Source organism: Metabacillus litoralis (assembly GCF_007994985.1).
Taxonomy (GTDB): domain Bacteria; phylum Bacillota; class Bacilli; order Bacillales; family Bacillaceae; genus Metabacillus; species Metabacillus litoralis.
This window is the reverse complement of sequence record NZ_VOQF01000009.1, coordinates 180787-206127: the sequence shown is the minus strand read 5'-3', so window position 1 is coordinate 206127 and position 25341 is coordinate 180787. Positions and strand designations below refer to the sequence as shown.

General features: G+C 33.4%; 24 protein-coding genes, 3 tRNA genes and 2 pseudogenes. 20 read left to right on the top strand and 9 right to left on the bottom strand.

Going from position 1 to position 25341, the window contains the following annotated elements; all coding sequences use genetic code 11:
• Nucleotides 1–86: 86 nt before the first annotated feature.
• From FS935_RS17150 to rlmH, 12 genes are all read left to right on the top strand, one after another.
• Nucleotides 87–158, top strand: a tRNA-Glu gene (locus FS935_RS17150).
• Between the two features lie 122 nt (nucleotides 159–280).
• A tRNA-Asp gene (locus FS935_RS17145) sits at nucleotides 281–357 on the top strand.
• Nucleotides 358–470: 113 nt separating this feature from the next.
• Nucleotides 471–543, top strand: a tRNA-Phe gene (locus FS935_RS17140).
• A gap of 400 nt (nucleotides 544–943) precedes the next feature.
• A complete protein-coding gene (locus tag FS935_RS17135) occupies nucleotides 944–2386 on the top strand; it encodes a M23 family metallopeptidase (protein WP_146949860.1) in 1443 nt (480 codons plus the stop codon).
• Nucleotides 2387–2669: 283 nt separating this feature from the next.
• A complete protein-coding gene (yycF, locus tag FS935_RS17130) occupies nucleotides 2670–3377 on the top strand; it encodes a response regulator YycF (RefSeq protein ID WP_146949859.1) in 708 nt (235 codons plus the stop codon).
• A gap of 4 nt (nucleotides 3378–3381) precedes the next feature.
• Nucleotides 3382–5205, top strand: a complete 1824-nt coding sequence (walK, locus tag FS935_RS17125; protein WP_146949858.1) for a cell wall metabolism sensor histidine kinase WalK — start codon at nucleotides 3382–3384, stop codon at nucleotides 5203–5205.
• Nucleotides 5202–6554 (top strand): YycH family regulatory protein, encoded by a 1353-nt coding sequence (locus FS935_RS17120; protein ID WP_146949857.1) that lies wholly within the window; start codon nucleotides 5202–5204, stop codon nucleotides 6552–6554. Before walK ends, FS935_RS17120 begins: the two co-directional genes overlap by 4 nt.
• The gene (locus tag FS935_RS17115) at nucleotides 6541–7341 is read left to right on the top strand and encodes a two-component system regulatory protein YycI (protein WP_158638635.1); all 801 of its coding nucleotides are present in this window, start codon (nucleotides 6541–6543) and stop codon (nucleotides 7339–7341) included. The genes FS935_RS17120 and FS935_RS17115 overlap by 14 nt, the downstream gene beginning before the upstream one ends.
• Before the next feature lie 22 nt (nucleotides 7342–7363).
• Nucleotides 7364–8158 (top strand): MBL fold metallo-hydrolase, encoded by a 795-nt coding sequence (locus FS935_RS17110; protein ID WP_146949855.1) that lies wholly within the window; start codon nucleotides 7364–7366, stop codon nucleotides 8156–8158.
• Nucleotides 8159–8307: 149 nt separating this feature from the next.
• Nucleotides 8308–9528, top strand: a complete 1221-nt coding sequence (locus FS935_RS17105; RefSeq protein ID WP_146949872.1) for a S1C family serine protease — start codon at nucleotides 8308–8310, stop codon at nucleotides 9526–9528.
• 108 nt (nucleotides 9529–9636) lie between these two features.
• Entirely contained in the window at nucleotides 9637–9792 is a 156-nt protein-coding gene (locus tag FS935_RS17100) for a CxxH/CxxC protein (protein ID WP_193559377.1), read from the top strand.
• Between the two features lie 85 nt (nucleotides 9793–9877).
• Nucleotides 9878–10357 (top strand): 23S rRNA (pseudouridine(1915)-N(3))-methyltransferase RlmH, encoded by a 480-nt coding sequence (gene rlmH / locus FS935_RS17095; protein WP_146949853.1) that lies wholly within the window; start codon nucleotides 9878–9880, stop codon nucleotides 10355–10357.
• A 157-nt stretch (nucleotides 10358–10514) separates the two neighbouring features.
• Here the strand turns inward: rlmH and FS935_RS23985 are convergent, their stop codons facing one another.
• From FS935_RS23985 to FS935_RS24265, 4 genes and pseudogenes are all read right to left on the bottom strand, one after another.
• Nucleotides 10515–10934: a hypothetical protein gene (locus tag FS935_RS23985; RefSeq protein WP_240050941.1), complete on the bottom strand. Its 420-nt coding sequence runs from the start codon at nucleotides 10932–10934 to the stop codon at nucleotides 10515–10517.
• Between the two features lie 66 nt (nucleotides 10935–11000).
• Nucleotides 11001–11111, bottom strand: a pseudogene (locus FS935_RS23980) (hypothetical protein); the annotation flags it as partial.
• A gap of 125 nt (nucleotides 11112–11236) precedes the next feature.
• Nucleotides 11237–11626 (bottom strand): annotated as a pseudogene (locus FS935_RS24270) (recombinase family protein); the annotation flags it as partial.
• The gene (locus tag FS935_RS24265; RefSeq protein ID WP_275669626.1) at nucleotides 11605–12030 is read right to left on the bottom strand and encodes a recombinase family protein; all 426 of its coding nucleotides are present in this window, start codon (nucleotides 12028–12030) and stop codon (nucleotides 11605–11607) included. The pseudogene FS935_RS24270 and the gene FS935_RS24265, both read right to left, overlap by 22 nt.
• A 178-nt stretch (nucleotides 12031–12208) precedes the next feature.
• Here FS935_RS24265 and FS935_RS24260 point away from each other — a divergent pair, with 178 nt between their 5' ends.
• From FS935_RS24260 to FS935_RS17080, 3 genes are all read left to right on the top strand, one after another.
• Nucleotides 12209–12340: a uracil-DNA glycosylase family protein gene (locus FS935_RS24260; protein ID WP_275669625.1), complete on the top strand. Its 132-nt coding sequence runs from the start codon at nucleotides 12209–12211 to the stop codon at nucleotides 12338–12340.
• The gene (locus FS935_RS17085) at nucleotides 12324–12506 is read left to right on the top strand and encodes a hypothetical protein (RefSeq protein ID WP_146949852.1); all 183 of its coding nucleotides are present in this window, start codon (nucleotides 12324–12326) and stop codon (nucleotides 12504–12506) included. Before FS935_RS24260 ends, FS935_RS17085 begins: the two co-directional genes overlap by 17 nt.
• A 115-nt stretch (nucleotides 12507–12621) precedes the next feature.
• A complete protein-coding gene (locus FS935_RS17080) occupies nucleotides 12622–13476 on the top strand; it encodes a hypothetical protein (RefSeq protein WP_146949851.1) in 855 nt (284 codons plus the stop codon).
• Between the two features lie 581 nt (nucleotides 13477–14057).
• On the opposite strand, the gene FS935_RS17075 is transcribed toward FS935_RS17080, so the two are convergent.
• From FS935_RS17075 to spoVT, 4 genes are all read right to left on the bottom strand, one after another.
• On the bottom strand, nucleotides 14058–15206 hold the full coding sequence (locus tag FS935_RS17075) for an HNH endonuclease signature motif containing protein (protein WP_146949850.1): 1149 nt from the start codon (nucleotides 15204–15206) through the stop codon (nucleotides 14058–14060).
• Nucleotides 15207–15361: 155 nt separating this feature from the next.
• Nucleotides 15362–17287, bottom strand: a complete 1926-nt coding sequence (locus FS935_RS17070) for a DNA adenine methylase (RefSeq protein WP_146949849.1) — start codon at nucleotides 17285–17287, stop codon at nucleotides 15362–15364.
• Nucleotides 17288–17338: 51 nt separating this feature from the next.
• The gene (locus tag FS935_RS17065; protein WP_146949848.1) at nucleotides 17339–17557 is read right to left on the bottom strand and encodes a helix-turn-helix domain-containing protein; all 219 of its coding nucleotides are present in this window, start codon (nucleotides 17555–17557) and stop codon (nucleotides 17339–17341) included.
• An 828-nt stretch (nucleotides 17558–18385) separates the two neighbouring features.
• Nucleotides 18386–18922 (bottom strand): stage V sporulation protein T, encoded by a 537-nt coding sequence (gene spoVT, locus FS935_RS17060; RefSeq protein WP_146949871.1) that lies wholly within the window; start codon nucleotides 18920–18922, stop codon nucleotides 18386–18388.
• A 263-nt stretch (nucleotides 18923–19185) separates the two neighbouring features.
• Here spoVT and FS935_RS17055 point away from each other — a divergent pair, with 263 nt between their 5' ends.
• From FS935_RS17055 to FS935_RS17040, 4 genes are all read left to right on the top strand, one after another.
• A complete protein-coding gene (locus FS935_RS17055; protein ID WP_146949847.1) occupies nucleotides 19186–19554 on the top strand; it encodes a hypothetical protein in 369 nt (122 codons plus the stop codon).
• Nucleotides 19554–19913 (top strand): DUF4839 domain-containing protein, encoded by a 360-nt coding sequence (locus FS935_RS17050; protein WP_158638634.1) that lies wholly within the window; start codon nucleotides 19554–19556, stop codon nucleotides 19911–19913. Before FS935_RS17055 ends, FS935_RS17050 begins: the two co-directional genes overlap by 1 nt.
• A 294-nt stretch (nucleotides 19914–20207) precedes the next feature.
• Nucleotides 20208–22313, top strand: a complete 2106-nt coding sequence (locus FS935_RS23760; RefSeq protein WP_205124307.1) for a DUF8426 domain-containing protein — start codon at nucleotides 20208–20210, stop codon at nucleotides 22311–22313.
• Nucleotides 22300–23346 carry a 5-methylcytosine restriction system specificity protein McrC gene (locus FS935_RS17040; protein WP_146949845.1) on the top strand — a complete coding sequence of 349 codons (1047 nt, stop codon included), beginning with the start codon at nucleotides 22300–22302 and terminating at the stop codon, nucleotides 23344–23346. Before FS935_RS23760 ends, FS935_RS17040 begins: the two co-directional genes overlap by 14 nt.
• A gap of 483 nt (nucleotides 23347–23829) precedes the next feature.
• Here the strand turns inward: FS935_RS17040 and FS935_RS17035 are convergent, their stop codons facing one another.
• On the bottom strand, nucleotides 23830–24561 hold the full coding sequence (locus tag FS935_RS17035; protein ID WP_146949844.1) for a YqcI/YcgG family protein: 732 nt from the start codon (nucleotides 24559–24561) through the stop codon (nucleotides 23830–23832).
• A 281-nt stretch (nucleotides 24562–24842) separates the two neighbouring features.
• Between FS935_RS17035 and FS935_RS17030 the strand changes: the two genes are divergently transcribed.
• Nucleotides 24843–25307, top strand: a complete 465-nt coding sequence (locus FS935_RS17030) for a hypothetical protein (RefSeq protein ID WP_146949843.1) — start codon at nucleotides 24843–24845, stop codon at nucleotides 25305–25307.
• The last annotated feature ends 34 nt before the right edge of the window (nucleotides 25308–25341 follow it).

Genomic DNA, 25341 nt, shown 5'->3' with positions numbered 1-25341 from the left:
CAGTTGGTAGAGCATCTGACTTTTAATCAGAGGGTCGAAGGTTCGAATCCTTCATGGCTCACCATTTTTTACTAGAATGTTATAACGGCCCATTGGTCAAGCGGTTAAGACACCGCCCTTTCACGGCGGTAACACGGGTTCGAATCCCGTATGGGTCATCATATATTTATGTTTGGAATATATGAAAATAGTTATCTTAAGGTAAGATTAAATGTTTATTTTCACTTTGTTTTCAAGATGAAGTGCAAGGGTGTTTATTTTCACTTCTTGAAAAAAACTTGGTCCGGTAGTTCAGTTGGTTAGAATGCCTGCCTGTCACGCAGGAGGTCGCGGGTTCGAGTCCCGTCCGGACCGCCATTTATGTAATACATTATTTTATACATATTTTAAATGAGTAGAGTAACAGGGTTTTAATAAGCGAAAATAGCTGACAAAGAGATTTGAAGCTTAGTAGAAGCATAAACTTATTTGGCTCGGTAGCTCAGTTGGTAGAGCAATGGACTGAAAATCCATGTGTCGGCGGTTCGATTCCGTCCCGAGCCACTCATAAAAAGCATGATTCATCTAGAATCATGCTTTTTTTCTTTTTGGTCAGTTTTATCATGTACTTTTGTACAGGCTTTAGTATAGTGTGATATGAAAAATAGATAAATACCATTTTACCTAACAACTTATTAAAGTAACTGTTAAATATTAAGTAAATAATATCCGCATCATGACAAAATCCTGCAAAATACACGTAATATATACGTAATATAACAGCCAAATAATGTAACTTATAATACAATATCATTACAATTTAGTGAGAAAACAGAAGAATAATCCGGTTTTATGGTAAATTAGTAAAGTGTAAAATTACTCATAATATGTCGACTTAGAACTATGTTTACATGTAAGAGGCTTCCTAAAGTTTCTTGTAGGTTAGAATTAGGGGGAAATATTAGTGTTCAAACGTTCTAATAGATTCGTAGCTAGTGAATCGCCAAAAAAGAATTCTTTTTTTAGTAAAATTACTTTAGGTATAGCTGTGGCTACCTTTTCCTTAGGATTAACTAGTGCTTCTGCAGAAGAATCACTATCAACTGTCTACCATATCTACTTAGACACGAAATATATGGGATCTGTGAATGACCAAAATCTTATTAGTACAGTGACTAAAACAAAAATAGAAACAGCATCAGCAATGCATAAAGATCTAAATTTATCTGTTGAAGATATCGAAATTATTCCTGAAAAGATGTTTCGTCCTGTTTATGATAATAATGAAACGGTATTAAATTTAAACAAAGAGCTTGATGTTGTTGTTGAAGCTACTCAACTGATGATCAATGGTGAAGCAGTTGCTCATTTTAATAGTAGTGAAGAAGCTGAATCCGTTTTAAACGAATATAAACTTCTTTATCTATCAGAAGAAGAATTAAAGTCTCTTGAATTGCAAAAAACGGCACCAATAGCAATAAACTCTCCTCAAGAAGGACAGTCACGTTTATTAGACGTAACATTCACTGAAGAGGTTTCACTAGAGCTTCAAAAAGTTGCGCCAGATAAAGTGCTAACAGCAGAGCAAGGCTTAAACTTACTTAAAAAGGGTACTTTATCAGAGAAGAAGTATAAAGTTAAGGATCATGATGTTTTAGGTGGAATTGCTAACCAGCATAATCTTTCTTTAGAGGAATTGTTAAAGTTAAACCCAGGTTTAAAGGAAGATTCGCTAATTAAACCTGGTGAAGAATTAAATGTAACAATTTTAACTCCTTTTGTTAAAGTAAGTGCAAAGGAAGAAAGCTCTAAGAAAGAAGCAATTGCCTTTGAAACAGAAATAAAAGAAGATTCATCAATGCCTAAAGGGGAAAAGAAAACCACTCAAAAAGGTGTGAATGGTGAAAGATTAGTAAATTATATGATTTACAAAGAAAATGGAACAGAAGTGAAACGTGAAACAGTAAGTGAGCAAACATTAAAAGAGCCTGTCAAAGAGATTATTGTTAAAGGAACAAAGGTTATTCCTTCAAGAGGTACTGGAGACCTCTCTTGGCCAGCAGTTGGTGGTTATGTATCTAGTGGACTTGGTCAGCGTTGGGGCAAGCTACATAAAGGAATAGATATCGCAAGACCAAGTAATAAGACAATTAAAGCAGCAGATAATGGGAAAGTTGTTTCTGCAGGCTTTGACGGTGGTTATGGTAATAAAGTTGTGATTGATCATAATAACGGGATGAGAACTGTATATGCTCATCTTGAGTCCATTTCTGTTTCTGTTGGACAAGTTGTTTCACAAGGGCAGAAGTTAGGTGTTATGGGCTCTACTGGTAACTCTACAGGTGTTCATTTGCATTTTGAAGTATATGAAAATGGTAATCTTAAGAATCCAATGGATTATTTATAAAGCTTACAAAGGGTCTGACAAATTAAAATTGAGTCAGTCCCTTTTTTCAATTAGGTTATGTAAGAAATCTATGGACAGTAAGGTTTTACTGGAATTTTGAAAGCATTTAATTATCTATACCACTTTTAAAAACAAATCAAACCTATTTTAATCATTTGTTAGTGGTTATAGACGAAATTATTTATAATACAACTATTGGAAATAAACGTTAAAAAGATGATTATCATTAGTGAACATGTTACATTTAACATATTAGATGTATGTCATGTAAAGGGGCGATAGCATGGATAAGAAAATACTAGTTGTTGATGATGAAAAACCAATTGCAGATATATTACAATTTAATTTGAAAAAAGAAGGGTACACAGTATTCTGTGCATATGATGGTCAACAAGCATTAGATATGGTAGAAGAACATAAGCCAGATCTTTTATTATTAGATATTATGCTTCCGATCAAAGATGGGATGGAAGTATGTCGAGAGGTTAGAAAGAAGTTCGAAATGCCTATTATTATGCTAACAGCTAAGGATTCTGAAATTGATAAGGTTTTAGGTCTTGAACTGGGTGCTGATGATTATGTTACAAAGCCTTTTAGTACAAGAGAATTATTAGCTCGTGTAAAGGCAAATTTAAGAAGACAACAAGCTATCGATACAAATGGCTCTAAAGGGCAAACAAATGAAATTACAATAGGTTCACTCACAATTCATCCTGATGCTTATGTTGTTTCAAAGCGAGGAGAAACAATTGAGTTAACACATCGTGAATTTGAACTACTGCATTATCTTGCACAGCATATTGGACAGGTAATGACGAGAGAGCACCTTCTTCAGACTGTTTGGGGTTATGACTACTTTGGTGATGTACGTACAGTAGATGTTACGGTTAGAAGATTAAGGGAAAAAATCGAAGACAACCCAAGTCATCCTACATGGATTGTAACAAGACGTGGTGTTGGGTACTATTTACGTCATTCAGAACAGGATTAAAAGCATGAAAAGAGTAAGTTTTTTTCGTTCTATCCATTTTAAATTTGTTATGGTCTATGTATTACTTATTATACTGGCCATGCAAATTATCGGGATCTATTTTGTTCGTGAATTAGAAACATCATTAAAAGCAAATTTTGAATCATCTCTCACTAATCGGGTCAACCTGTTTGTTTATAATATAGAACAAGAACTAGCTCGAGATCCAAAGGAGTACACTGATGGGAAGACACCAGAGAGTGAAATAACAGCCATTATCGATGATTTTGTAACAGATGAAATACTTGAAGTGAAAGTAATAGATAAAAATAAGACAGTTGTCGCTACATCAAGCACCAACAAAGATATTGTTGGTAAAAAAACAACCGAGGATCGACTTCTAAGAGCACTTCTTGGTCTTGATCATAGTAAATTATACCTTGATAAGGAGACAAGATCGCGGGTAGTTATTATGACGTTACCTGTGAACCAAAACCAAAATACCATTGGAGCAGTTTATATTGCTGCTTCAATGGAAGAAGTCTTTGCGCAGATGAGAATAATTAACAAGATTTTGGCAACCGGAACAATTTTGTCACTTTTAATTACTGCAGCATTAGGGATATTTTTAGCGAGAACAATTACAAGACCAATGACTGATATGAAGAAGCAGGCAATGGAGCTCGCAAATGGTAACTTTTCAAGAAAAGTAAAGGTTTATGGTGAAGATGAAATAGGACAACTAGCTCTAACGTTCAATTATTTAACAGAACGGTTAGAAGATGCCCAAGCAATGACTGAGGGTGAACGAAAAAAGTTAGCTTCTGTTATCGCACATATGACAGATGGCGTCATTGCAACAAATCACACTGGACAAGTTATTTTAGTGAATAATCCTGCGTTAGAAATGCTTAATGTTTCACGTGGAACAATCAAAGATATTAATATTACAACATTATTAGGTCTAGATGATGAACACACATTTGAGAGCTTGGTTGATGCACAGGAATCCTTTACCCTAGATTTTAGTACAGCTGAAACACCATTTATTTTACGTGTGAACTTTTCAACGATTCAAAAGGAAATGGGTAAAATTGAAGGGTTAATTGCGATTTTGTATGATATTACTGAGCAGGAGAAGATTGATCAAGAACGAAGAGAGTTTGTGGCTAATGTTTCCCATGAGCTACGTACACCTTTAACAACAATGAGAAGTTATTTAGAAGCTTTAGCAGATGGGGCATGGAAGGATGATGATTTAGCGCCACAGTTTTTAAATGTTACACAAACAGAAACTGAACGAATGATTCGTCTAGTAAATGACCTTCTACAGCTTTCAAAGCTTGATCGCACTGATTATCGCTTAAATAAAGAGTGGATTAACTTCACAATTTTTATTAATAAAATAATTGATCGTTTTGAAATGACGAAGACCCAGCATATATCGTTTAAAAGGAATATTCCAAAAGATGAGCTATATGTTGAAATTGATACTGATAAAATCACCCAGGTTTTAGATAATATTATTTCAAACGCTCTAAAGTACTCTCCAGAAGGTGGGAAAGTTACTTTTACAATTGATGTGCTAGCTGCTGAAATTCAGATTCGAGTGAAGGATGAGGGTGTTGGCATACCTCAGGATAGCTTAAATAAGATTTTTGATCGCTTTTACCGAGTTGATAAAGCTAGAACAAGACAATTAGGTGGAACAGGCTTAGGGTTAGCTATTGCTAAGGAAATGGTTTATGCACATGGAGGAGATATTTGGGCTCAGAGTAAAGAGGGTCAAGGAACAACTGTATACTTTACATTGCCATACGACCCGAATCAAGAGGATGAGTGGGAATGAACAAAGAATCTATTAAAAGTGCAATTTTAATTGTCTTAGTATGTATTAGTTTGTTTTTGACGTGGAATATGTGGAGCCTCCAGCCATATTTACAGGAAATTCAAGATGAGGATTTTTTAAAAAAGATACCAATCAGTAGTGAAAATCGTAAGTTATTTGAGGTAATTCGACCTCAACAGCTTTTCATTCATACAAAAGAAAATCACTATAGTACATTAGATAACAGCTTGCTCGAAGGTTTGTGGTTGGAAATGCAAGATTGGGAGTATACAAGCAGTAACCAAAGAATTTCACAAACCTTTACAGAGCAAAAATTTAATAATTGGATTCATGGACTAGAAGAAGCTAAAATTGAATTGCGTTTTTTTGATCAAATTCCAGTCGAAACAATTCAATCGTTTTTTAATTGGGACTCTGATAAAAATGAATCAATAAATTTTGATCGTATCTTTTTAAATGTTCCGAAAGAGAATGAAATCCAAAAGGTTTATTTTGTTGCTTCTGATGAGATGAAAATGGTTGAAACATCAGTGAACTTAGCTACGGCAAATCAATTTGTTGCAAATCTTTTTAATCAAAGAGAAGAGCTACCTGCATATTTTGCTTTCTATTCAAATGATGGAAGTGAATTCATGCTGCCTGTCAATGAAGTGAATTTGAATAGTTTTCAATATGTGACAAATGAAATTAGTGCAGAGAAATTTAAAAATGCTTTATTTAGTAATCCTCGAATAGTCAAACAGGATGTAAACCTTTCAAAAAATCGCTATACAGATGGAACGAGAGAGTTAAACATTTACCCTAATCAGCACTTAGTTAGGTATGTTAACCCAATTCCATTTGATACAAATGCAATAGAACCTAATCACCTAATAGATCAGAGTGTTAGCTATATCAATGATCATGGTGGTTGGACTGATGATTATGTATTATTTAATATTGATGAGTTGAGTCAGAAAATCACATATATTATGTCATTAGATTCTATCCCTGTGATTAATTCGGTTGATGAACCATATGGGCCAACAATGATTTCACAAAGATGGGTACAAAATGAAATTGCGATCTATGATCGACCTTTATATCAGCTCAATAAATCAATAGCTAGTCAACCACAACCAACTACTTTAATGTCCGGAAAAAGAGTTGAGGAATTATTAGTAGATAGTGCAAACTTTAATGACTTAGATATTAAAAATATTTTTGTAGCATATGAGTTAGGTGGATCTGTTGAGCAAAGCTATGCTAATTTAACTCCTGCTTGGTGTATTGAGCTAGAAGATGGTAGGCTTTTGAAAATTCAAGATACAAAGCAAGCAGTCGGGGGGGATGATAATGGAGTGGAATAAAACAAAAACCATTTTTATCCTTGCATTCTTGATTCTAGACATCTTTTTAGCCATTGAGTTTTATAAATTACAATATAAAACAGATTATGAAATTATGAAAGAAGCTACAATTGAAGAAAAATTGGCTGTTGAAAATATAACTTATAAAAAGAAATTGCCTGAAGTTGAAGGAAAAAGCTTTTATATAACGGCAAAAAGTAAGGAATTCACATTAGAGGAATTACCGAAGAATCAAACATTAGTCTTAAGTAGTAGCAGCAACTCATTTCGCTCAATAAATATGGAGTTTGATAATCCATTACCTATACCTGAAACAAATTTAGAGAATAGAATTAATCAGATTTTAAAGGATCATATTCTTTATGGTGATAAATATCAATACTGGTATACAGATGGAGTATCAGAGAACATTATCTGCATTCAAAGATATGGTGGACGTAATATCTTCCAATCGAAGGATGATCATATTGGAATGGTTATTTTCCAGGTTGAAAAGAATCAAATTGTTGGCTATGAGCAATCTCTCCTTGAGGATATAAAAGAGGTAGAGGAAAAAGAGTCAGCAGTACCAGCTTTAAAGGCAATCGAGGCTTTATATAATAAGAATTTCTTAACTGCTAACAGTGAAGTGAAAAATATTCAATATGGATATTACACTCATATTCCATTAACAAATCAACAAATTTTAGCACCAACATGGCATATTATTGTTGAAACTGATACAAAAGAGACAAAGGATTTTTACGTTAATGCCTTAGAGGGCGACGTTTTACAATCTACACAGTAGGGAAGAAGAGGAGTGACCAGATATGAGCTTGCAGTTTAGTGTACTTGCAAGCGGTAGTACGGGGAATGCAATATTTGTAGAAACAGAAAATCAATCATTTTTAGTTGATGCAGGGCTTAGCGGTAAGCAAATGCAAAGCTTATTTGAGCAGATTGGACGAGATATAAGCAAGCTTTCAGGTATATTTGTAACGCATGAGCATAGTGACCATATTAAAGGGCTTGGTGTCTTAGCAAGACGATTTAAGCTACCAATCTATGCGAATGAAAAAACCTGGAAAGCAATGGATGGTCTAGTTGGAGAAATTGCAACAGAGCAAAAGTTTGTGTTTCAAACAGGAACAGTAAAGTCTTTCACATCACTTGATATTGAATCTTTTGGCGTATCACATGATGCAGCTGAGCCGATGTTTTACGTTTTTCATCATGGTGGAAAAAAATTAGCGTTAATCACTGATACTGGTTATGTAAGTGACAAAATGAAGGGCATCATTCAAAATGCTGATGCCTTTGTTTTTGAAAGTAATCATGATGTTTCAATGCTTCAAATGGGGCATTATCCTTGGAGCATTAAACGTCGTATTTTAAGTGATGTTGGACATGTATCCAATGAAGATGCGGCAATTGCCATGATGGATGTAATCGGAGACTCAACTAAGAGTATTTACTTAGCTCATTTAAGTAAAGACAATAATATGAAGGATTTAGCACGAATGTCTGTAGAGCAAACACTTGCAAGCAAGGGCTTTATTACAGGAGAGCGATTTGAATTATATGACACAGATCCAACAACCCCAACACCGCTTGTAGCAATATAAATTTTTTGTTTATGAAGAGAAAAGAAGAATAAACAAATAAAAGTTATGTAAAATCATCATCTTTGTGGTTAATTTTCATTGTACAAGAGAATAATGTTGATTAGATATAACACTATTCACACGAGCTATGGAAAGGAATGGTGAACATAATGGGCTATTATGACCAAGATTATGAAAATTATAATGCGAAACGTCAAAAAGGAAATCGCGGAGGCTGGTTTTTAGCAGGTTTAGTTGGTGCTGTTTTAGGCGGATTACTCATGCTATTTGCTTTCCCGGCGTTTTCGAACTTCCTCCCATATGATATGAATTTAGGTGGCGAGGATGACCAGCAGCAAGAAGGAACCGCTGAATTAACTGGTCCTGTGAAAAATGTTGCAGTAAATGTGAACACTGCTATCACCGGTATTGTTGATGATGTATCAGAAGCTGTTGTTGGTGTAGTAAATTTACAGGAAGCTGGATTTTGGAATGAAACGGGTGAAGCAGGAACTGGATCAGGAGTGATTTATAAACAAGAAGGTGATAATGCCTTTGTTGTAACAAATCACCATGTTATAGCTGGTGCATCACAGGTAGAAATTAGCTTAAGTGATGGCACAAGAATTCCAGCCGAAATTCTTGGTAGTGATGTTTTAACAGATTTAGCTGTGTTAAGAGTTGATAGTGAGAAAATCACGAAGGTTGCGCAATTTGGTGACTCTGACAAGGTAAAACCAGGTGAGCCAGTTATTGCAATCGGTAATCCATTAGGTCTTCAATTTTCAGGATCAGTAACACAAGGTATTATTTCAGGAACTGAAAGAGCTATTCCAATTGATGAAAACGGAGATGGCTTGGTTGATTGGAATGCAGAGGTACTACAAACAGATGCAGCTATAAACCCTGGTAATAGCGGTGGAGCTCTTATTAATATGGATGGTAAGGTAATAGGTATCAATTCAATGAAAATAGCTCAAGCGGCTGTTGAAGGGATTGGCTTATCAATACCAGCTAATCATGCTATTCCCATCATTGAGGATCTTGAAAATTATAGTGAAGTAAGACGTCCTTATATGGGAATAGGTATGAGATCATTAAATGAAGTATCAAGCTATCATAAGCAACAAACATTAAAGCTACCAGAAGATACAAATAACGGAGTAATTGTTATGAGTGTCGCTCCAATATCACCAGCCGCACAAGCTGGTTTACAAGAGTTTGATGTGATCACAGAATTTGCTGGAGAAGAAGTAAAGGATATTATCGATTTACGTAAAATTCTTTATACAAAAAATGTTGGTGATACGGTAGAATTTAATTTCTATCGAAATGGTGAAAAGCAAACAGGCAAGATGAAATTAGGAGAAGAAGATATGTTAGGGGGCTAATATTTAGCTCTCTCTTTTTTATGAATTTCATTGTGGATAAGTATAAAATAAGAAATAGGTTTGAGAAATAAGGAAATATCCACATGTGGATAAGGAGGAATTTAAATTATGTATTGTTGTGAAGAGCATATAGATTTAGCGATAGATATGTTTGTAGATGAAAATGAAATAGCTCCCATCATTGAAAAAGTGGATGAAAATAATAAGTTATCCACAATTTGTGGGTTGTGCAAGAACCCAGCAGTATATATAGTTGGTAGCTGATTTATTTTTATAATTGTGGATAAGTAGTGAACGATTGTGGATAAGAATTTTGATAGCGTTTTAATGAAATGGAGCAAACAAAGAGATGAATATTTCAATTATCACAATAGGAAAGTTGAAAGAAAAATATCTGAAGCAAGGTATTGATGAATACTTAAAAAGATTATCAGCATACGCAAAATTAGACATCATAGAATTACCAGACGAAAAAGCACCAGAAAACCTAAGTGAAACCGAAATGGTAATTGTAAAGGAAAAAGAAGGCGAACGCATCTTAAGTAAAATCAGTGATGACACTCATGTTATTGCTCTAGCAATAGAAGGAAAAATGAAAACATCAGAACAACTAGCAAAAGAGATCGATCAGCTAGCTACATATGGAAAGAGTAAAATCGCATTCATTATTGGTGGCTCGCTTGGATTGAGTCAACAGGTGATGAAAAGGGCGAATGATACGTTGTCGTTTTCTAAGATGACCTTTCCCCATCAGTTAATGAGGTTGATTTTGTTGGAGCAGGTTTATCGGGCGTTTCGGATTAATAGGGGGGAACCGTACCATAAATAGAGGCAAAAAAAGTTGAAGATAAGGTAGCAGTTTTTCTTTTGAACCAGCAAATGAAGTAGTATTTCCATCATTTTCATCTAATCCACGATATAGTATGTGGATAAGTGTAAATGTCTTTGAAAGGTTTACTTCGGAAAAATCAAAATCGAGTTCTATTTTATCCACATTGCGAGAACGACCGTTTTATTAGCTTTCTGGATATTTGACTTAGTAAAAGTTGAAACAGTTGCTTTTTCTTGCCTCTGGATGAACTTTCATAAACATACTTTTCTAACAATTGACGAATGATGTCTGGTTGAATGTACTTTGTATCTGATGAATTTAATTGGATGCTAAGTTCATTCTCTTTTTTTTCTAAGATTGTCTTCTGGTTAGATATCTTCTGTAAACGCTCTTGTAAGATGGAAACAGGAAAGAGATTTTGCTCAAATGCTTGCATATATTTTTCTTGCATAGCATTTGCTTCATCCAACTGAATTTGTAATTGATCTAACTGCTCTTGTAATGATACATTTGATTGAACGGTATCCTTGTTAATAGCTTCAATGGTATGAATAAAACCTTTTGAATCAGACAAGAACGATTTTATTCGATTGATAACAGCCTCTTCTACGTCATACGCTTTAATTGAGTTGGCTCTACAAGCAGAAGTACCTTTATTGTGGAAATTCCCGCATACATAGTATCTATGCTGTCGTTTACTTCCATCTTTACGTGTATATGTTGTAATGGAGGGACCATACTCTGACCGCAATCAGGACAGAGAAGGAAACTACTCAATAGGAAAGGCTCATGAGATTGACGTTGTTTAAATGATTTACTTTGTCTTCTTGATTGAACAATATTCCAAAGATCCTCTGAAATAATGGCTTGGTGTTTGCCATCGACTACAATAGGGTTCGGATTTCTACCACGTCTGCGTTTCTTATCCCAATTTTCAACTTGTAACCAACGGACTTTTCCTACATAAATGTGGTTATCCAGTATGGTAGAAATGCCATTTATAGAAAAATGACGATCTCGTTTGGTTCGATAGCCTGATTTATTTAAGTAGTTGGCTATCGCTTTAAGTCCTTTACCATTTGCATACAATTCAAATATATGTTGAACAATTTGTGCTTCATTAGGATTTATGACAAGCTCTTTCTCAATAGAATCATAGCCAAACACTATGCCTCCGTTCCAACTGCCCTCTTTTGCTCGTTGTGTCATTCCGAGCTTGACGTTTTCGGAAAGTGTATTTCTCTTCATTTCGGCAATGGAAGCCATGAGTTGAACGACAAGACGACCAATCGGGCTACCAGTACCAGTATCAAAGTTCTCCGAGTAAAAAAATTTTTTACATCGTACTCTTCAAACTTATCCAATAGAACAAGAGTGTCTAACATATTACGTGATAGGCGTGAAATTTTCCATACCAAAACAGCTTGAAATTTTCTTTTCTCTACATCTGTAATCATACGTTGCATAGCAGGGCGACCTTTAATGTCTTTTCCACTAATTCCTTCGTCAATATACTCGTCAATAACCTCCCATCCATATAAGTTGGCATACTGACGTAAAGTTTGTTTTTGTGCAGATATGCTATATCCTTCACTTGCTTGTTCTTCTGTACTTACACGACAATATATAGCTACTTGTTTTATTTCATTTATTAAAATGCCTCCTTCCATATGATTTTACAATGGAATAAAAAAAAGAGAAATAATGTTCCCTTTCTCTTACAAATAAAGCAAGAGTTAAATTTCTTCAACAAACAAGTGAGAACGATTGTATTATAATGGTGATAAAATAAATGTAATATTATTCCTATCCATTATCCTGATAGGTAAGAGTTGGAGGGAGAGCAGAATGAATAGCGATATTAATAAAGTGCAATCTTTAGAGCCAGTAATTAATAAGAATTCAAGAGTGTTAATATTAGGTTCTGTACCAGGAAAAGAGTCTTTAGCAAAGAAGCATTATTATGCAAATCCAAGGTGAAGCAACTACAGGTCAGCTTCGGAGAGGAATTAGACGATTGTTTACTGACCATCCAAATACAGCAGAATTAATAATAATACATATCGGTTTTAGCTTTATTACCTTGTATGGAGAAGAAGAAGTTGTAAACCGCTTCTATTTGGAGACTTTGCAATTGGGAAATTGAAACCAATATTTAATATAGACGTAGAAAGATAGATAATAGTTTAGTTGAGTTATTGTATGGTACATATTTGAAATTTTTTTGAGTTTCTTAATAATATTGAAAAGGAGCGATTAATTTGAATATTGATAAAATGATTCCATTGCAAGAAGCAATAGAAAAATCCAATTGGGGGCAAGTAAATATAGATAAAAGGAAATGGCTTGAAGAGAATTATAAGTATATGTGGGTGGACAGAGAAAGAGGTTTTGAAGAATACGTATACCAAAATATTTTCAGACCTGCTATAAGAATCTATGTAACAACTGAAGGGAAAATTATTGGAGGAACTTTAGATACTTCTGATTATGAGAAGGAAATTGATACACATGATGATATAGAAGACCTTTTTGAAGAATTTGAAGATGATATCACTTTTGAAGATGATTTTGAAGAAGGAGATGACTTTTTTCCTCCCAAAACACAAGACGAGATATTAGATAAATTGTCTTGGGCGTTATGGGTTATAAATAAGCAAGCAAAAGCATACCGAGATGAATCAAAGTTCACTCCATACAGACAAGATGTCCAGTTTCTTAAAATAAATGAGCATAATTACTATTTCCTAAAGCACCGAATTCTTAGGAGGTTATATAAGTCTAATCAATTAGAACATTTGGGATATCATGTGGGTAAGGATGGAAAGAAATATCCTTATGTTAAATTCAGGGAGAATTTCTTCCATATAAGAGCTGAGGGCAAATACTTAGAAAAGCTATTAGATATAAAAAGGAAAAGGTTAGAACAAGACTTTTCAACAAAGGTAGGGGCTATTGATTTTTCTCGAAGGAACATTGATCAGATTGAGTTACTTCAAGCAGAAGAAATTTGTTGTGAATTTGTTGAGAAAGGGCTGTTTTGGGACAAGTGGCTTGATTCAAAAAAATTCACTAAGAAGTTAATCTCAAATGAAAATGGTGTTATACACCTATAGAAGTGAAATATTAGAGCTAAAAATAAAAACCATAGTTAGTTGATTTCAACTATGGTTTGTTTTGTATTAATTAAACATTCGGCACAAACCCTTTATTGTAAAAGTGATATTACCTGATAAGTAAGGTGTGTTTTTTGATCCTCTACTTGAACACTTCCATCTTTATATTCATATATCCATAGTTGAAGTAATTGATCATGAGAGAAGTGTGTACTTTACACAATCGGGAAGTGTAAACAAGGATTTATATATAGAACCTGAAAAATTAATACATTGAGATAAACGTGACACATTTCCTATATTTCAACATGATAGATTTCATCTATATGGCTACATTATAGTTCAATTATTGGGTGGGTGGTATATCGTAACTTTACCATAGGCATTATATATATTTTAAACTATCGTGTAAAAGTGAAAAATTAAGGCATCTCAACAGGTGAGATGCCGTTTTTTTGCCTCTTAAATAACTACGGTGAACCGTACCATAAGTAAATGAGTTTTTTAAAAGATCTATATAAAATAAAATGCCAAACATTTAATTTGTTTAGGCACTTTGTTTTATATGAGAATCGTTTAATTTAGCTGTAACGTTTTGAGATATAAAACTCAACTTGTTCATTACCTATTGCAGGTTCCAAGACTAATTTAGAAGTTGTATTAGTTAAGTAGGTTAAGGAGCTCTCTGCTATTTTATCTGAAAACTTTATTTCTCCACTAGTTTCAATAATTAATAAATCTTCATCAAATAATTTATGATGATTTGCACATAACCAGATTCCATTATCTCTATTAGTGGTATGATCAAGTTTTTCTTCTAACGTTAATTGATGCTCTTGTTTTATTGAAGCTACTGGCCAAATGTGTGCTCCTTGAATTAATTGTGGAATATCACACTCACATAGGGCACATTTCTTAGGTCCTAATTTATCTAAAAGATTATATATAAAATGAGGTGAACGCAAGTCATTATTTTCTTCTAATTCTCTTCTTTCCATAGTTAAAGTTGTTTGAATTACTTCAATTTTACCTAATGCAACAATAACTGCTAAATCAGGAGCTGGTAAATTAGTAAGATCCTGCTCACAAATTATATATAGTTTAGCCTGATCATTTAATAAATTTGATAGAGCTAAACATAAGAGTGTGGTTTCTTTTTTGTTTGCTCCATAAGTCTTACCAAATATCTCAACTACATTATCAGTATTTTTGGTAATATAAGTAGACTTATTTGACTTATTTCTGTTACGGTTGATTTCTCGCCCAGCTATAATATCCTCAACGGTAGTAAATGGTGATATTTCATTTTGTAAATAATCTGTAGTGTTCAAAAATTGCACACCTGCAGTAGCCATTAATCTATATAAAAAGCGATAATAATTTGTATCATTATTCCCTGTAAAAGGAAGGAAGTAAAAGTATATGTTTTTATTAGTACTTGGATTAGCATAGTAACTCACTAATGAAGTTGGGAAACTTTGGAAATACGCATTACGACCATCAACTTCTAAGTCAGGAATTAAGACATAGGAACTTGTATTTTGATATTCTAGCAAGGCAAGCTTTCCAACATTTACCTCATCTACAAAGTCTACTATAAAATCTTCTACACCTGTAATCCTGAAACAGATATCTCTTAAGACCTCATGAGTTAAAAAGTCAGAATAATGACCAGAGCTTTTTTGATAATTATTCTTAATAACGAAGTGTGGCAGAGTAGATGTTGTCATAGTTTCTAATAGTCATCTCCTTCCATTTTATACCTATCATTACATATAATTCTATTAAATCATAATATCTGTTTGCAATCCAATTTTTTTAGTTCTCAATTCATTTTTCCTTTAGGGTCTAAAACATTCGAAAATTAAAATTTCTTTGCATTACATTAAGGGTTATTAGAAACTTTAGAACTGCAAATTTCCATATCAATATCATCTAAGGATTCATAAGTAAAACTTAATAATTTGTCGTAATTTACAATCAGGACCTCTTTTCTTTTTCGGCCAGGAATGTTGGGTATAGTTATTAGCCTGTAACCTCTATCTTCAATCCAAGACTTTAATTGATAATTAACCGCGTCCTTATGTTCAAGTACATATGAAATCATAAACTTAACTCCATTTAAATTTAGATAATCAGCAAATTCAAATAGTCTTTCTTCATAGGTTTCATTCCAGCCTTTAAATCCTCTTTTACCATCATTATAAGTTCCAGTTGTTAATCTGTATGGTGGATCCATATAAACAAAGGTATCTTTATTAATCTCACTGATTAATTCAGTATAATCACAGCCTTTAAAAATAACATTTTTTTCTTTTAATATTCTTGAGAAACTAATCATTTTCTCTAAGACCTTATCATTAAACCATCTCATACCAACAGGATTATTAAAATTATAATTACTATTAAAACGTATTTGTTGTTGAAATCCATATAAGATAATTGTGTAGAGGAGTCTAGGGTCACGTTTTTCGTATGGTAAAGAATTGTAATAATCTCGTGCATTTAAATAATTCTCTGAATTAGCAGCCTCAAGTCCAAATTTCTTAATTATTCTACGCATATATAAAAGATAATCATACGGATCATTTTCTTTAAATGATTCTACAAGTTCTTTAACAAAAAAATTAACGTCATTATATATTACTTTATTTGCATCTATATTTATTCCGACGTTAAAACCTCCTCCAAATGCATCAATAAATGTATCAATGTTATCAGGTAAATATTTTTTGATATCATCAATCATTTTCGACTTGCTACCAATATAGTTTAGAGGAGATTCATAATTAATCTGATCAATATTCTTTTTTTCAATGAAAAATAGATATTCAAAATGGTCCTTTTTACCATTAGACTTAAAGTTTTTATATTTTTTGTAGGATATTTTTTTACATTCGTACGTATCTACTTTTCCATAACGTTTTAAAGTAGCTTCAATAAAATCTTTAGATAAGAAGCCATCAATACTATAACTAAATAAAATGTACTTTGCTTTTGTTTTTGCTATAACTTTATCAAAGAGTATATGACTCTTATTGTCTTTTGACCAATCAGATCTCATAGGAGTTGTACTTCTAGAACCTGTTATCGGACTAATACTGGGGGTATCATCCAATATAAGGGTTTCTAAGATATGGTATTGAGTTCCATACTGATTTTGCGTATAAGGTGGATCTAAATATAAAATATCGCAATCGACTTCTGAAATAATATTTTCAGTTTTATCGTTATAAAAGCTTAGATTATTATGACTTAAATATTTGGATTCGACCTTAATAAATTGGATTGGCTTTACTGCTCGTGAATCCCAATGTTTTAAAAATGCCCCATATACCCCTGCAGTATTTGATACTAAGGAAATAGATTCAATAAGGCAAGCTAATAGAAAGCTATATTCATTTTCAGATATAACATCTGTATTTTTCCATTCCTCAATTTTTGCTCTGAAAAAATCTATACGTCCTGCATTATGAGGACTAAAATACATTCTACTAGATCCGGCAGGTGAATAATTAGTATAGAAGAAACCTTCTAAAATATCTACATTTTCATTAAAATACTCAAAAGGATTAAATCCAAGTTTATCAAACTTGCAATCATGTGCACAAAGTCGCCCTCTAGTATAAACAACACTCCATGTCAGAGAATCATTGACAATTATATTAAAATTCCCTTTTAGAGCATCAGATACTGAACCAGTTCCACAGAAAGCATCGAATAAGGTGTAGCTTTGGTTTATTAATCCCTTTTTTTTAAGTAAATCATAAATTTCCGGTGTTATTGATTCTTTATTACCTAAATATCTCATATTCTTCCTCGTTTGCATTTTTTTTGGTAAATGTGCGATTGTGACTGTCTATTAAATATCCTTTTTAATTTCCTTTATAATTTCAAATACATCATTTGGTGAACATTCAAGAGCTAAACATATCTTTTCGATAGACTTCATATCGATATAACCATTCTTTCCCATCCTTGCAATAATATTTCCTGTAATATTAGCTTTCTCTTTAAGGTCCATTTTCTTCATGTCTTTCTCTATTAATAAACACCATAAAGGTTTATAGCTTACCCCCATATTATGTACCTCCTAAAAAGAATGAATCTATCTATCCATCAACAAGTATATCAATATATAAATGTAAACGCAACAAAAAATCACGCGTGCGTAAAATTATATAACACAAAGAAAATTTTTAGGGTGAGCATAGAATTGAATTCTCCAGTATGAAGTTGTAATAAAAGAAATATCATGATCATCCTAGCAGCGGATTAACTGAGCCATAAAGGGAAGATATTGAAGTCACTCCCAGGTTAGTAGATGTAAGGGAAATAATATAAAGTGATCTTTTAGATCACTTTATAGTCTGCTCAGGAGGAAAAGGTTATATTTAAGGGCTTCAGTAAGAATATCAGAATATAGAATATAGTTTGCCTTTTTGAAATCTCTTTTTAGTGAAAACTACTGGAAATCTATTAATACAATTAAACCTAATTTCTTTTACGACCGGTATACTCAGATATATTTAATAATCGACAACCTCAAATTTAATCCAAGATTTTAATTAATTCAATACATTTGTGTGAAGTAGTTTATAGAAATATCATTATTGAATAAAGATATTAACAAATTGAATTACCATTTATACCTGGTAAAATAACCTCGACAAAAGTAGATGTGAGTACTTAAAGTATGTTAGACACAAAAAATTCAGCAAATATCACTAAACGGTTGCCACGTAAGAAGTTTGAATGCGTTTTTTGTATATCAAAGAAGTGAGTACTTTTAGTGGAACTAGTGTTAATTAAATAAGCATTAACTAAACTTTGGTGAAATTAAAAATTACTTATGCGTAGAACCTCACCAAAAAGAGGTAACCAATTTACGCTACCTCTTTTAACTTGCTTATTGTTCCATTTGACGAGCTAAAAATCCCGCTGCTGTTTCGACGGCTTTATGTTCAACTTCACCGATGGATTGATCCTTGGAAAGAATGATTACCGCACCAATCGGATCACCGTTAGCTACAATCGGTCCAATTGTATAAGATATAATATCTTCACTTAATCCTTCAACTATCTGGATTTCTCCGCCTGCAGTTTTTAAAACAGAGTTTCTTTCCTCCATAACTTGCTCGACAATATCACTGATTTTTTTATTTAAATATTCCTTTTTAGAACCACCAGATACAGCAATAAAATTATCTCTATCACAGATTAAGACTGGATGTCCCATACTATCGTATAGGGCATCCGCATATTCCTTTGAGAAGTCACCTAGTTCACTAATTGGTGAATATTTCTTTAAAATGACTTCACCATCTCGATCCACAAATATCTCTAGGGGATCTCCTTCACGAATACGTAGCGTTCTACGTATCTCCTTTGGAATCACTACGCGACCTAAATCATCAATGCGACGAACAATACCAGTTGCTTTCATATAACGCTGCCTCACTTTCATCGGATGATGGAAAAATAGTGATTGTTTATCCTGCAAATAAAATAATTATGGTTAATAACTGTAGTATGACAGGAGTCTTTTCTAGTAACAATCACCATCAGTTTAAATTAGTTTCCTTCACCATTCGAGTAATATACATCCTTAACTGGATTTTTTAAGAGAAAAGTGATAAACAACTCAAAAGAATATCCATAATTCGAGTAATACATACGGATTTTTTCCCTATTCCAACTAGGAGTCAGATGAGCAGAATAAGAACAAAAGGAAATTTATTTGAAACACAATTTGCAAAAGATTTTATTAAGGGTACATTAAATTTTCTAAGTACCTCTTTGATTATTTTGTTAGAAAAGGGCACCTGCTCCAGACTTGCTTTAGGGAATGAATTTAGTTTTAACAATGCAAATTCAATAAAGGTTTTTCATGATGCTCAGTATAAAATTGGTTTTTATCATCAATTAGGAGTTCCGGTAGTTGGTCTACATTTTAAACCATCAGAGCAATTCTTTGGTTTGGGAGGAAGCAAAGTTAACTCTGATGGCAAAAGCCATGGAAGTTATGCTACGAAGTCTGAAATAAACTTCATGGGTAACGAAATAAAAAAGAAATAGTGGAAGTAAGTGATACCGAATCTACTGATGAAAAGAGTTCTGAGACAGTTGAACAACCAACCAATGCTACATCTACGTATAGCAATCAGGAAATACTAACGGTGAAAAATAATGAAGATCTTGCAGCTGTCTTGGCAGTCAAGGATCCATCGGATCCAATTGTAGGTGAATTTGCAAAAAAATATGCTGATAGACCCATTGAATTCGATGGAAATATTGCAAATATGATGAAACATGAGATTTATACAATAAGATATGACATTTTAATTTATGCTGGTGATTATAGTGAAACAACTGCTATTAGACCTAGTTTTAACTTTGAGGATGTCAATGTATCTGATTTAAGCTTTTGGCTCTGAAATACTAGAGAAAACATTGGTATGGGACAAGATTTTTATATTTTTGCTGTAGTTGAAGAATACAATGAAACTTCCGGACTTTTCATACTATAGCCAATTTCTATTGAAATAAGGTAAAACTTATGTACAAAAGCAACTGATGTATTGAAAGGTACAATCAACGTATTTAAAGTACTTTTGGTGTAAAAGATAATATGCCTTGATAAGGATGGGACCGCTAGTAGTAACTAGCGGTTTTTTTGAATTGTAGAATGATATAATTTAAGTAAAGAATTTACTTTTTGGAGGTAAACTATGAATGAACTTGTTAATTCTCAAAAAGAAAAATATAAAGATTGGGTAGCTGAAAATCTGGGTGAAAAAACTGGAATTTGGTATTCACCCTATCTTGAACAACTTGGTTATCTACTAGATAAGTTTGAGCTTGCTACTGGATATAAGCAAAATTTCTTTGATTACCAGTTGTATTCAGAATTTAAAAATGTCTATCAACAGATGACAAAACAAAGTGATGAAGATATAGAAAAAATAGTGACTGGTAAGGGAATACCTCGATATCCAGAAGAATTTGGAACTAGAAGAATACTGTTCAGACAGAAATATGCCGAAGATGAATTTAATCGTGGCGAAAGAAGTAAGCCTGACAATTTAGGGGGGATACCCGACTGGGGTGTTTTACTTAGATCCTATCTGATATTTCTATACTACAATGAAAATCCTACTTTAATTTATCCTAAAAAGGAAAAGAAAATTGCGAATCAAGAAGGTGAAATTGATAATAGCATCAACTATTGGGTTGTTTCAGCGGGGGAACACTCAAGATTATGGGATAATTTTCATTCTGAAAGTGTAATTGGGCTTGGTTGGGATTATCTAGGTGATTTAAATAACTACGATTCTAAGGAAGCGGTTGAACGAGAAATATCAGAGCAGAGAGCTGATGGAAAGCGTCCTATCAACGATACAAAAGCAGTGTGGGACTTTTATAGTGAAATTCAGATAGGCGACGTTGTTTATGCTAAAGTAGGAATTAAGAAAATCATAGCTCGTGGAGTCGTTACTGGAGATTATTACTTCGATAGTGGAAAAACGGAGTACAAACATAGAAGAAAAGTCGAGTGGCTACAAGTTGGTAAGTGGGAACTGCGTCAGACTTTTGCGCAAAAGACTATGACATGTCTGAATCCTTATCCAGATATGATTCAAGAAATTGAGCAGGTGATAAATGACGACATCATTGATCCAACAATTGCGGAAGCAAATGAATTTCGTACTTGGTTATCAAAACAAGTCACAGACAGTGGAACCAGTTTGAACGATAAAACGGTTACTCAAAAGGTGAACGCATTAAAGGATATAGAGAGCTACTTTGATACTTCAATATTTGGAGAAACAGATACTGAGCTATTGAAGCAATTGAAAGATGTAGTTTTATCAGATGAATCCTACAGAAAATATAAAGGAGTATCAGGGAGTTCGATTGACTATTACATTCGTTTTATTGAATCTAAACCTACTGTTCAAGAAAATGAACCTTTTTCTACTGGTGACTTTCTTTCCGATGTTTTTATCGAAAAAAAGGAGCTGACCCGACTAATTTCTGTACTTGAAAATAAGAAGAATCTCATCATGAAGGGTGCCCCCGGAGTAGGAAAAACGTATATTGCAAAACGTCTGGCTTATGTGATGATGGAAGAAAAGGATGAGACTCGTGTCCAAATGGTTCAGTTCCACCAAAGTTACAGTTATGAGGATTTTATTGAAGGTTACCGTCCGAAAGCTGAAGGTGATGGTTTTGAACTTAAACAAGGTCCATTTGTGAAGTTTGCAAGAAAAGCAACACGTGATCCTGAACGTAATTATTTCTTCATTATTGATGAAATAAATCGAGGAAATATGAGTAAAATATTTGGAGAATTGATGATGCTTATTGAAACAGATAAGCGAGGGGAACAAATCAGTCTCCTATACTCTAACGATAAGTTTTCAGTTCCATCCAACTTATATATCATAGGTATGATGAATACAGCCGATAGAAGTTTAGCGCTGTTAGACTATGCTCTTAGAAGAAGGTTTTCATTCGTCGAAATTAAGCCGGCATTTGAAAATGATACATTTAAGTCGTATGTTGATAAATTAAATAATCCAGAAGTTTTGGTTCGGGTAATCGATGAAATCAAGAGTTTAAATAATCAAATTGTTGAAGAACTTGGTGCGGGTTTTCAAATTGGTCATAGTTATTTTTTAGGGAGTGCTTATAAAGTTGATTCTGTAAATCGGGTAGAAGAAGTTGTGGAATATGAAATTATTCCTCAACTATTCGAGTATTGGTTTGATGATGAACAGAAGGCTAAGGAGTGGGCAGAACGACTAAGGGGTTGTTGCGATGGAGAGAAATAGCAATATTCCAATTCGTAATATATATTATATGCTTTCATATGCATATCAAACCTTGAATCTTTCAGAATATAAACATATTGGAACAGAAAGATTTGAAAACGTCAAAGACCTTTATGCAGAAATTTTATCTATTGGAATACCTGTATTAATTCGTGGGGGATTAATTAAGGAATACGTATGTGTTGAGGAGAGTTCCACTGTTATCAAGGGGAAAATTGATATAAATTCTTCAGTAAAGAAAAATGCGTTGGTAGATAAGAAGCTCGTGGTAATATACGATGAGTTTTCTGAAGATATATTGTTGAATCAAATTATTAAAGCTACTCTTGTTTTCTTATCTCATTCAGCAAAAATAATACAAAAAACTCGTAGATTATTTTATGGTTTTCTCCCTTATTTTGCTGAGGTATCAGACATAGAGATGAACCGGCAACTTTGGAAAAATGTCCAGTATAATCGGCAAAATATTCGATATCAATTTATCATTGATGTATGCAGATATCTTTTTGAAGAGCTATTACTTGAAGAGAATTCGACATATCTATTTACGAAGCAAGTACAGGATGAACAAAGGCTTTCGGCTTTATACGAAAAATTCATCTATTCATTTTTTAAACGTGAAACGGATTACCTTGTATCACGTCCTCAAATTCATTGGAACGTTGATGATGGATTTATCGAAGCATTGCCAATCATGCAAACTGATATTGTGCTTCAAAAAGGTAATAAAACACTGATTGTGGATACAAAGTTTTATTCAGAGAATATGGTCACAAGATTTGAGGGAGGGGCGTCAAAACAAAAATCAAATAATCTTTATCAAATTTTTACTTACGTAAATAATTGGAACAAGAAATCTACTGAAATAGTAGGTGGCATGTTACTCTATGCCAGAACAACAACATTAAACCAACCGCACCATACGTACAACATTAAGGGAAATAAAATTTCCGTATTATCTCTCGATTTGAATCAAGACTTTAATGGTATTAAAGCAGATTTGTTTGCATACGCTATTCAATTCTTCAAATAATTCTATAAGAGGATATGTATAATATATGCATTCAGCGCAAGTTGGATATTTTACTTTTACATAATAAGTAAATGTGCAGTACAAAAAAAGTGTTGAAATGCAATGCTATTTGTTAATGAGTACTGTTAACTAATATTGCATTCCTTGTCTGTAAACACTGCTACATCAATTTAAGCTAAAGTTTTAGTGACCTAATTACAACACATGTGGAGTGTGTGGCGTTGATAGAATTGAAATAGCTTTGTGGCAGTAGGTTTAAATATGAAGTGTGTTTAAATGTTCCCTCGGAAGATGATTCGAGGGATTTTTTTACCTTGTAGTCCTCATTTAGAATTAGTCACGGTGAACCGTACCACAAGTAATAGTAAAGCGGTAGTTTGAATTAGTTATTGAAAACATATATCTTAAAGCACCAAAAGATAGAAAATATCAATTAATTGAAAAGCCTCAACATTTTTTAAATGGCGAGGCTTACTTTTTTTATTACTGAGCTTTATGAAGAAACGGACACTCTCCCTGTACCGGCTCTGCATCATCTCCAATAAAAAATTGCTTCCATTCATTATGGTCAGGATCTCCAAAGTGAGATATATCGGGATGTGTAGGGAGGTTATCCCATTTTTCTACTCGTTCCCTCACTTTTTCACGAGACATAATTCCACCTTTTTGTGTTCCTTCAAGTCCTTCAAAAATCTTTCGTGGTTGAAAACCAAGGATAAGACTGTTACCGAGATCACGAGTTTTTCGTTGTTTGTATGCAGGTGCATTTCCAAACACAAAGATTGGTTCACCGCCAAAATGAAAGTCCCACAAGTAATGATCCGGATCTTTAGGCGTGTCATCTGGCCATTTTTGTTTATCATTTTCATGTAAGCTTTGTAAAATGTCCCAAAACCTTTTCCGATAGTGTTCAAGATCATCCTTCTCTTCTTCAGGTTCGACAAAGACAAACAGTCCATGACGTATGTATGGAGGTTCGTTAAAAAGCGTTAGAAATTCCTCAACAGCTTTTGGTAGGTTAGACCAATCCTCTTGCGTGATATAGGCGTAACGAAGCTCACCCTTCATCTCTGCTTTCATCCCAAAATAACAGGGAAATGTTTTCTCCGTTACAATTTGATGAAAGGTATTGTATTCATGTATAACCCATCCAGGGACAACAGCTGGGTTTGTCATATCATCCTTTGTTAACAGTACTTTATTGGTTCCCTGCATCTCATTTCTCCTTATACTAGTCTTTTCTCAATAGTTACCCAATAATGTCTAGCTTCAAACAAATTGAAGTCCTTACTAGAAAGGGAAGGACGCTTAGAAAAAGTCCAAAAGATTACCTATATTAGTAGATTTTTCATTAAAGATAAAAGTATAAAATAACTTAATATGTATTTAGTTTATATATTATTATTCTAAGTTAAAATAGAATATAACAAGTAAAATGTGCATGATCAACATACAATAATGATATACTAAAGAAAATAATTTATATTGGAGACTATATGTTAACATTTGAAGAGAAATTAGCAATAATTGAATCGTTCCCTGAACTTGAAAGAAATGATGTTTCATTAAGACGAGTGAATTTTCATTATAATGATAGTTCATATGACCATAAAAACGTTGTTTATCACCTACATCCTAATGGAAATGGTTTTGTGTATGCTGGGAAAATGACGGGATTTGAAACAAACGATAAAGGTATGGTCAATGTTCGTGATTTTACGGAGAAAGAATTACATGAGATTATTAGGAATTCTATTCTTTCACTAACCTCTAAGAAAACAGAGGATTCTGATGAACCGACAGAAGAAGTATGGATGAATGATAATACTGTTACACTTACCGTTATACAAGAAGAGGATCTTTGGAATGTTTATTCAGAAGATGGTGGACTTGATGGTACGTTTAATTCTTATAAGGAAGCAACAAACTATCTTGAGGCTGAAGGATTCTCTCGTATTTAATAGTAAAGGAAAGAAGAGAAGTCGATGTTTGACT

Excerpts from the sequence above, each read along its gene's own strand:
- yycF (WP_146949859.1), top strand. The coding sequence starts at position 2,670 with ATGGATAAGAAAATACTAGTTGTTGATGATGAAAAACCAATTGCAGAT.
- walK (WP_146949858.1), top strand. The coding sequence starts at position 3,382 with ATGAAAAGAGTAAGTTTTTTTCGTTCTATCCATTTTAAATTTGTTATG.
- FS935_RS17120 (WP_146949857.1), top strand. The coding sequence starts at position 5,202 with ATGAACAAAGAATCTATTAAAAGTGCAATTTTAATTGTCTTAGTATGT.
- FS935_RS17115 (WP_158638635.1), top strand. The coding sequence starts at position 6,541 with ATGGAGTGGAATAAAACAAAAACCATTTTTATCCTTGCATTCTTGATT.
- FS935_RS17110 (WP_146949855.1), top strand. The coding sequence starts at position 7,364 with ATGAGCTTGCAGTTTAGTGTACTTGCAAGCGGTAGTACGGGGAATGCA.
- FS935_RS17105 (WP_146949872.1), top strand. The coding sequence starts at position 8,308 with ATGGGCTATTATGACCAAGATTATGAAAATTATAATGCGAAACGTCAA.
- FS935_RS17100 (WP_193559377.1), top strand. The coding sequence starts at position 9,637 with ATGTATTGTTGTGAAGAGCATATAGATTTAGCGATAGATATGTTTGTA.
- rlmH (WP_146949853.1), top strand. The coding sequence starts at position 9,878 with ATGAATATTTCAATTATCACAATAGGAAAGTTGAAAGAAAAATATCTG.
- FS935_RS24265 (WP_275669626.1), bottom strand. The coding sequence starts at position 12,030 with ATGGAAGGAGGCATTTTAATAAATGAAATAAAACAAGTAGCTATATAT.
- FS935_RS24260 (WP_275669625.1), top strand. The coding sequence starts at position 12,209 with ATGAATAGCGATATTAATAAAGTGCAATCTTTAGAGCCAGTAATTAAT.
- FS935_RS17085 (WP_146949852.1), top strand. The coding sequence starts at position 12,324 with ATGCAAATCCAAGGTGAAGCAACTACAGGTCAGCTTCGGAGAGGAATT.
- FS935_RS17075 (WP_146949850.1), bottom strand. The coding sequence starts at position 15,206 with ATGACAACATCTACTCTGCCACACTTCGTTATTAAGAATAATTATCAA.
- FS935_RS17070 (WP_146949849.1), bottom strand. The coding sequence starts at position 17,287 with ATGAGATATTTAGGTAATAAAGAATCAATAACACCGGAAATTTATGAT.
- FS935_RS17065 (WP_146949848.1), bottom strand. The coding sequence starts at position 17,557 with ATGGGGGTAAGCTATAAACCTTTATGGTGTTTATTAATAGAGAAAGAC.
- spoVT (WP_146949871.1), bottom strand. The coding sequence starts at position 18,922 with ATGAAAGCAACTGGTATTGTTCGTCGCATTGATGATTTAGGTCGCGTA.
- FS935_RS17055 (WP_146949847.1), top strand. The coding sequence starts at position 19,186 with ATGAGCAGAATAAGAACAAAAGGAAATTTATTTGAAACACAATTTGCA.
- FS935_RS23760 (WP_205124307.1), top strand. The coding sequence starts at position 20,208 with ATGAATGAACTTGTTAATTCTCAAAAAGAAAAATATAAAGATTGGGTA.
- FS935_RS17040 (WP_146949845.1), top strand. The coding sequence starts at position 22,300 with ATGGAGAGAAATAGCAATATTCCAATTCGTAATATATATTATATGCTT.
- FS935_RS17035 (WP_146949844.1), bottom strand. The coding sequence starts at position 24,561 with ATGCAGGGAACCAATAAAGTACTGTTAACAAAGGATGATATGACAAAC.
- FS935_RS17030 (WP_146949843.1), top strand. The coding sequence starts at position 24,843 with ATGTTAACATTTGAAGAGAAATTAGCAATAATTGAATCGTTCCCTGAA.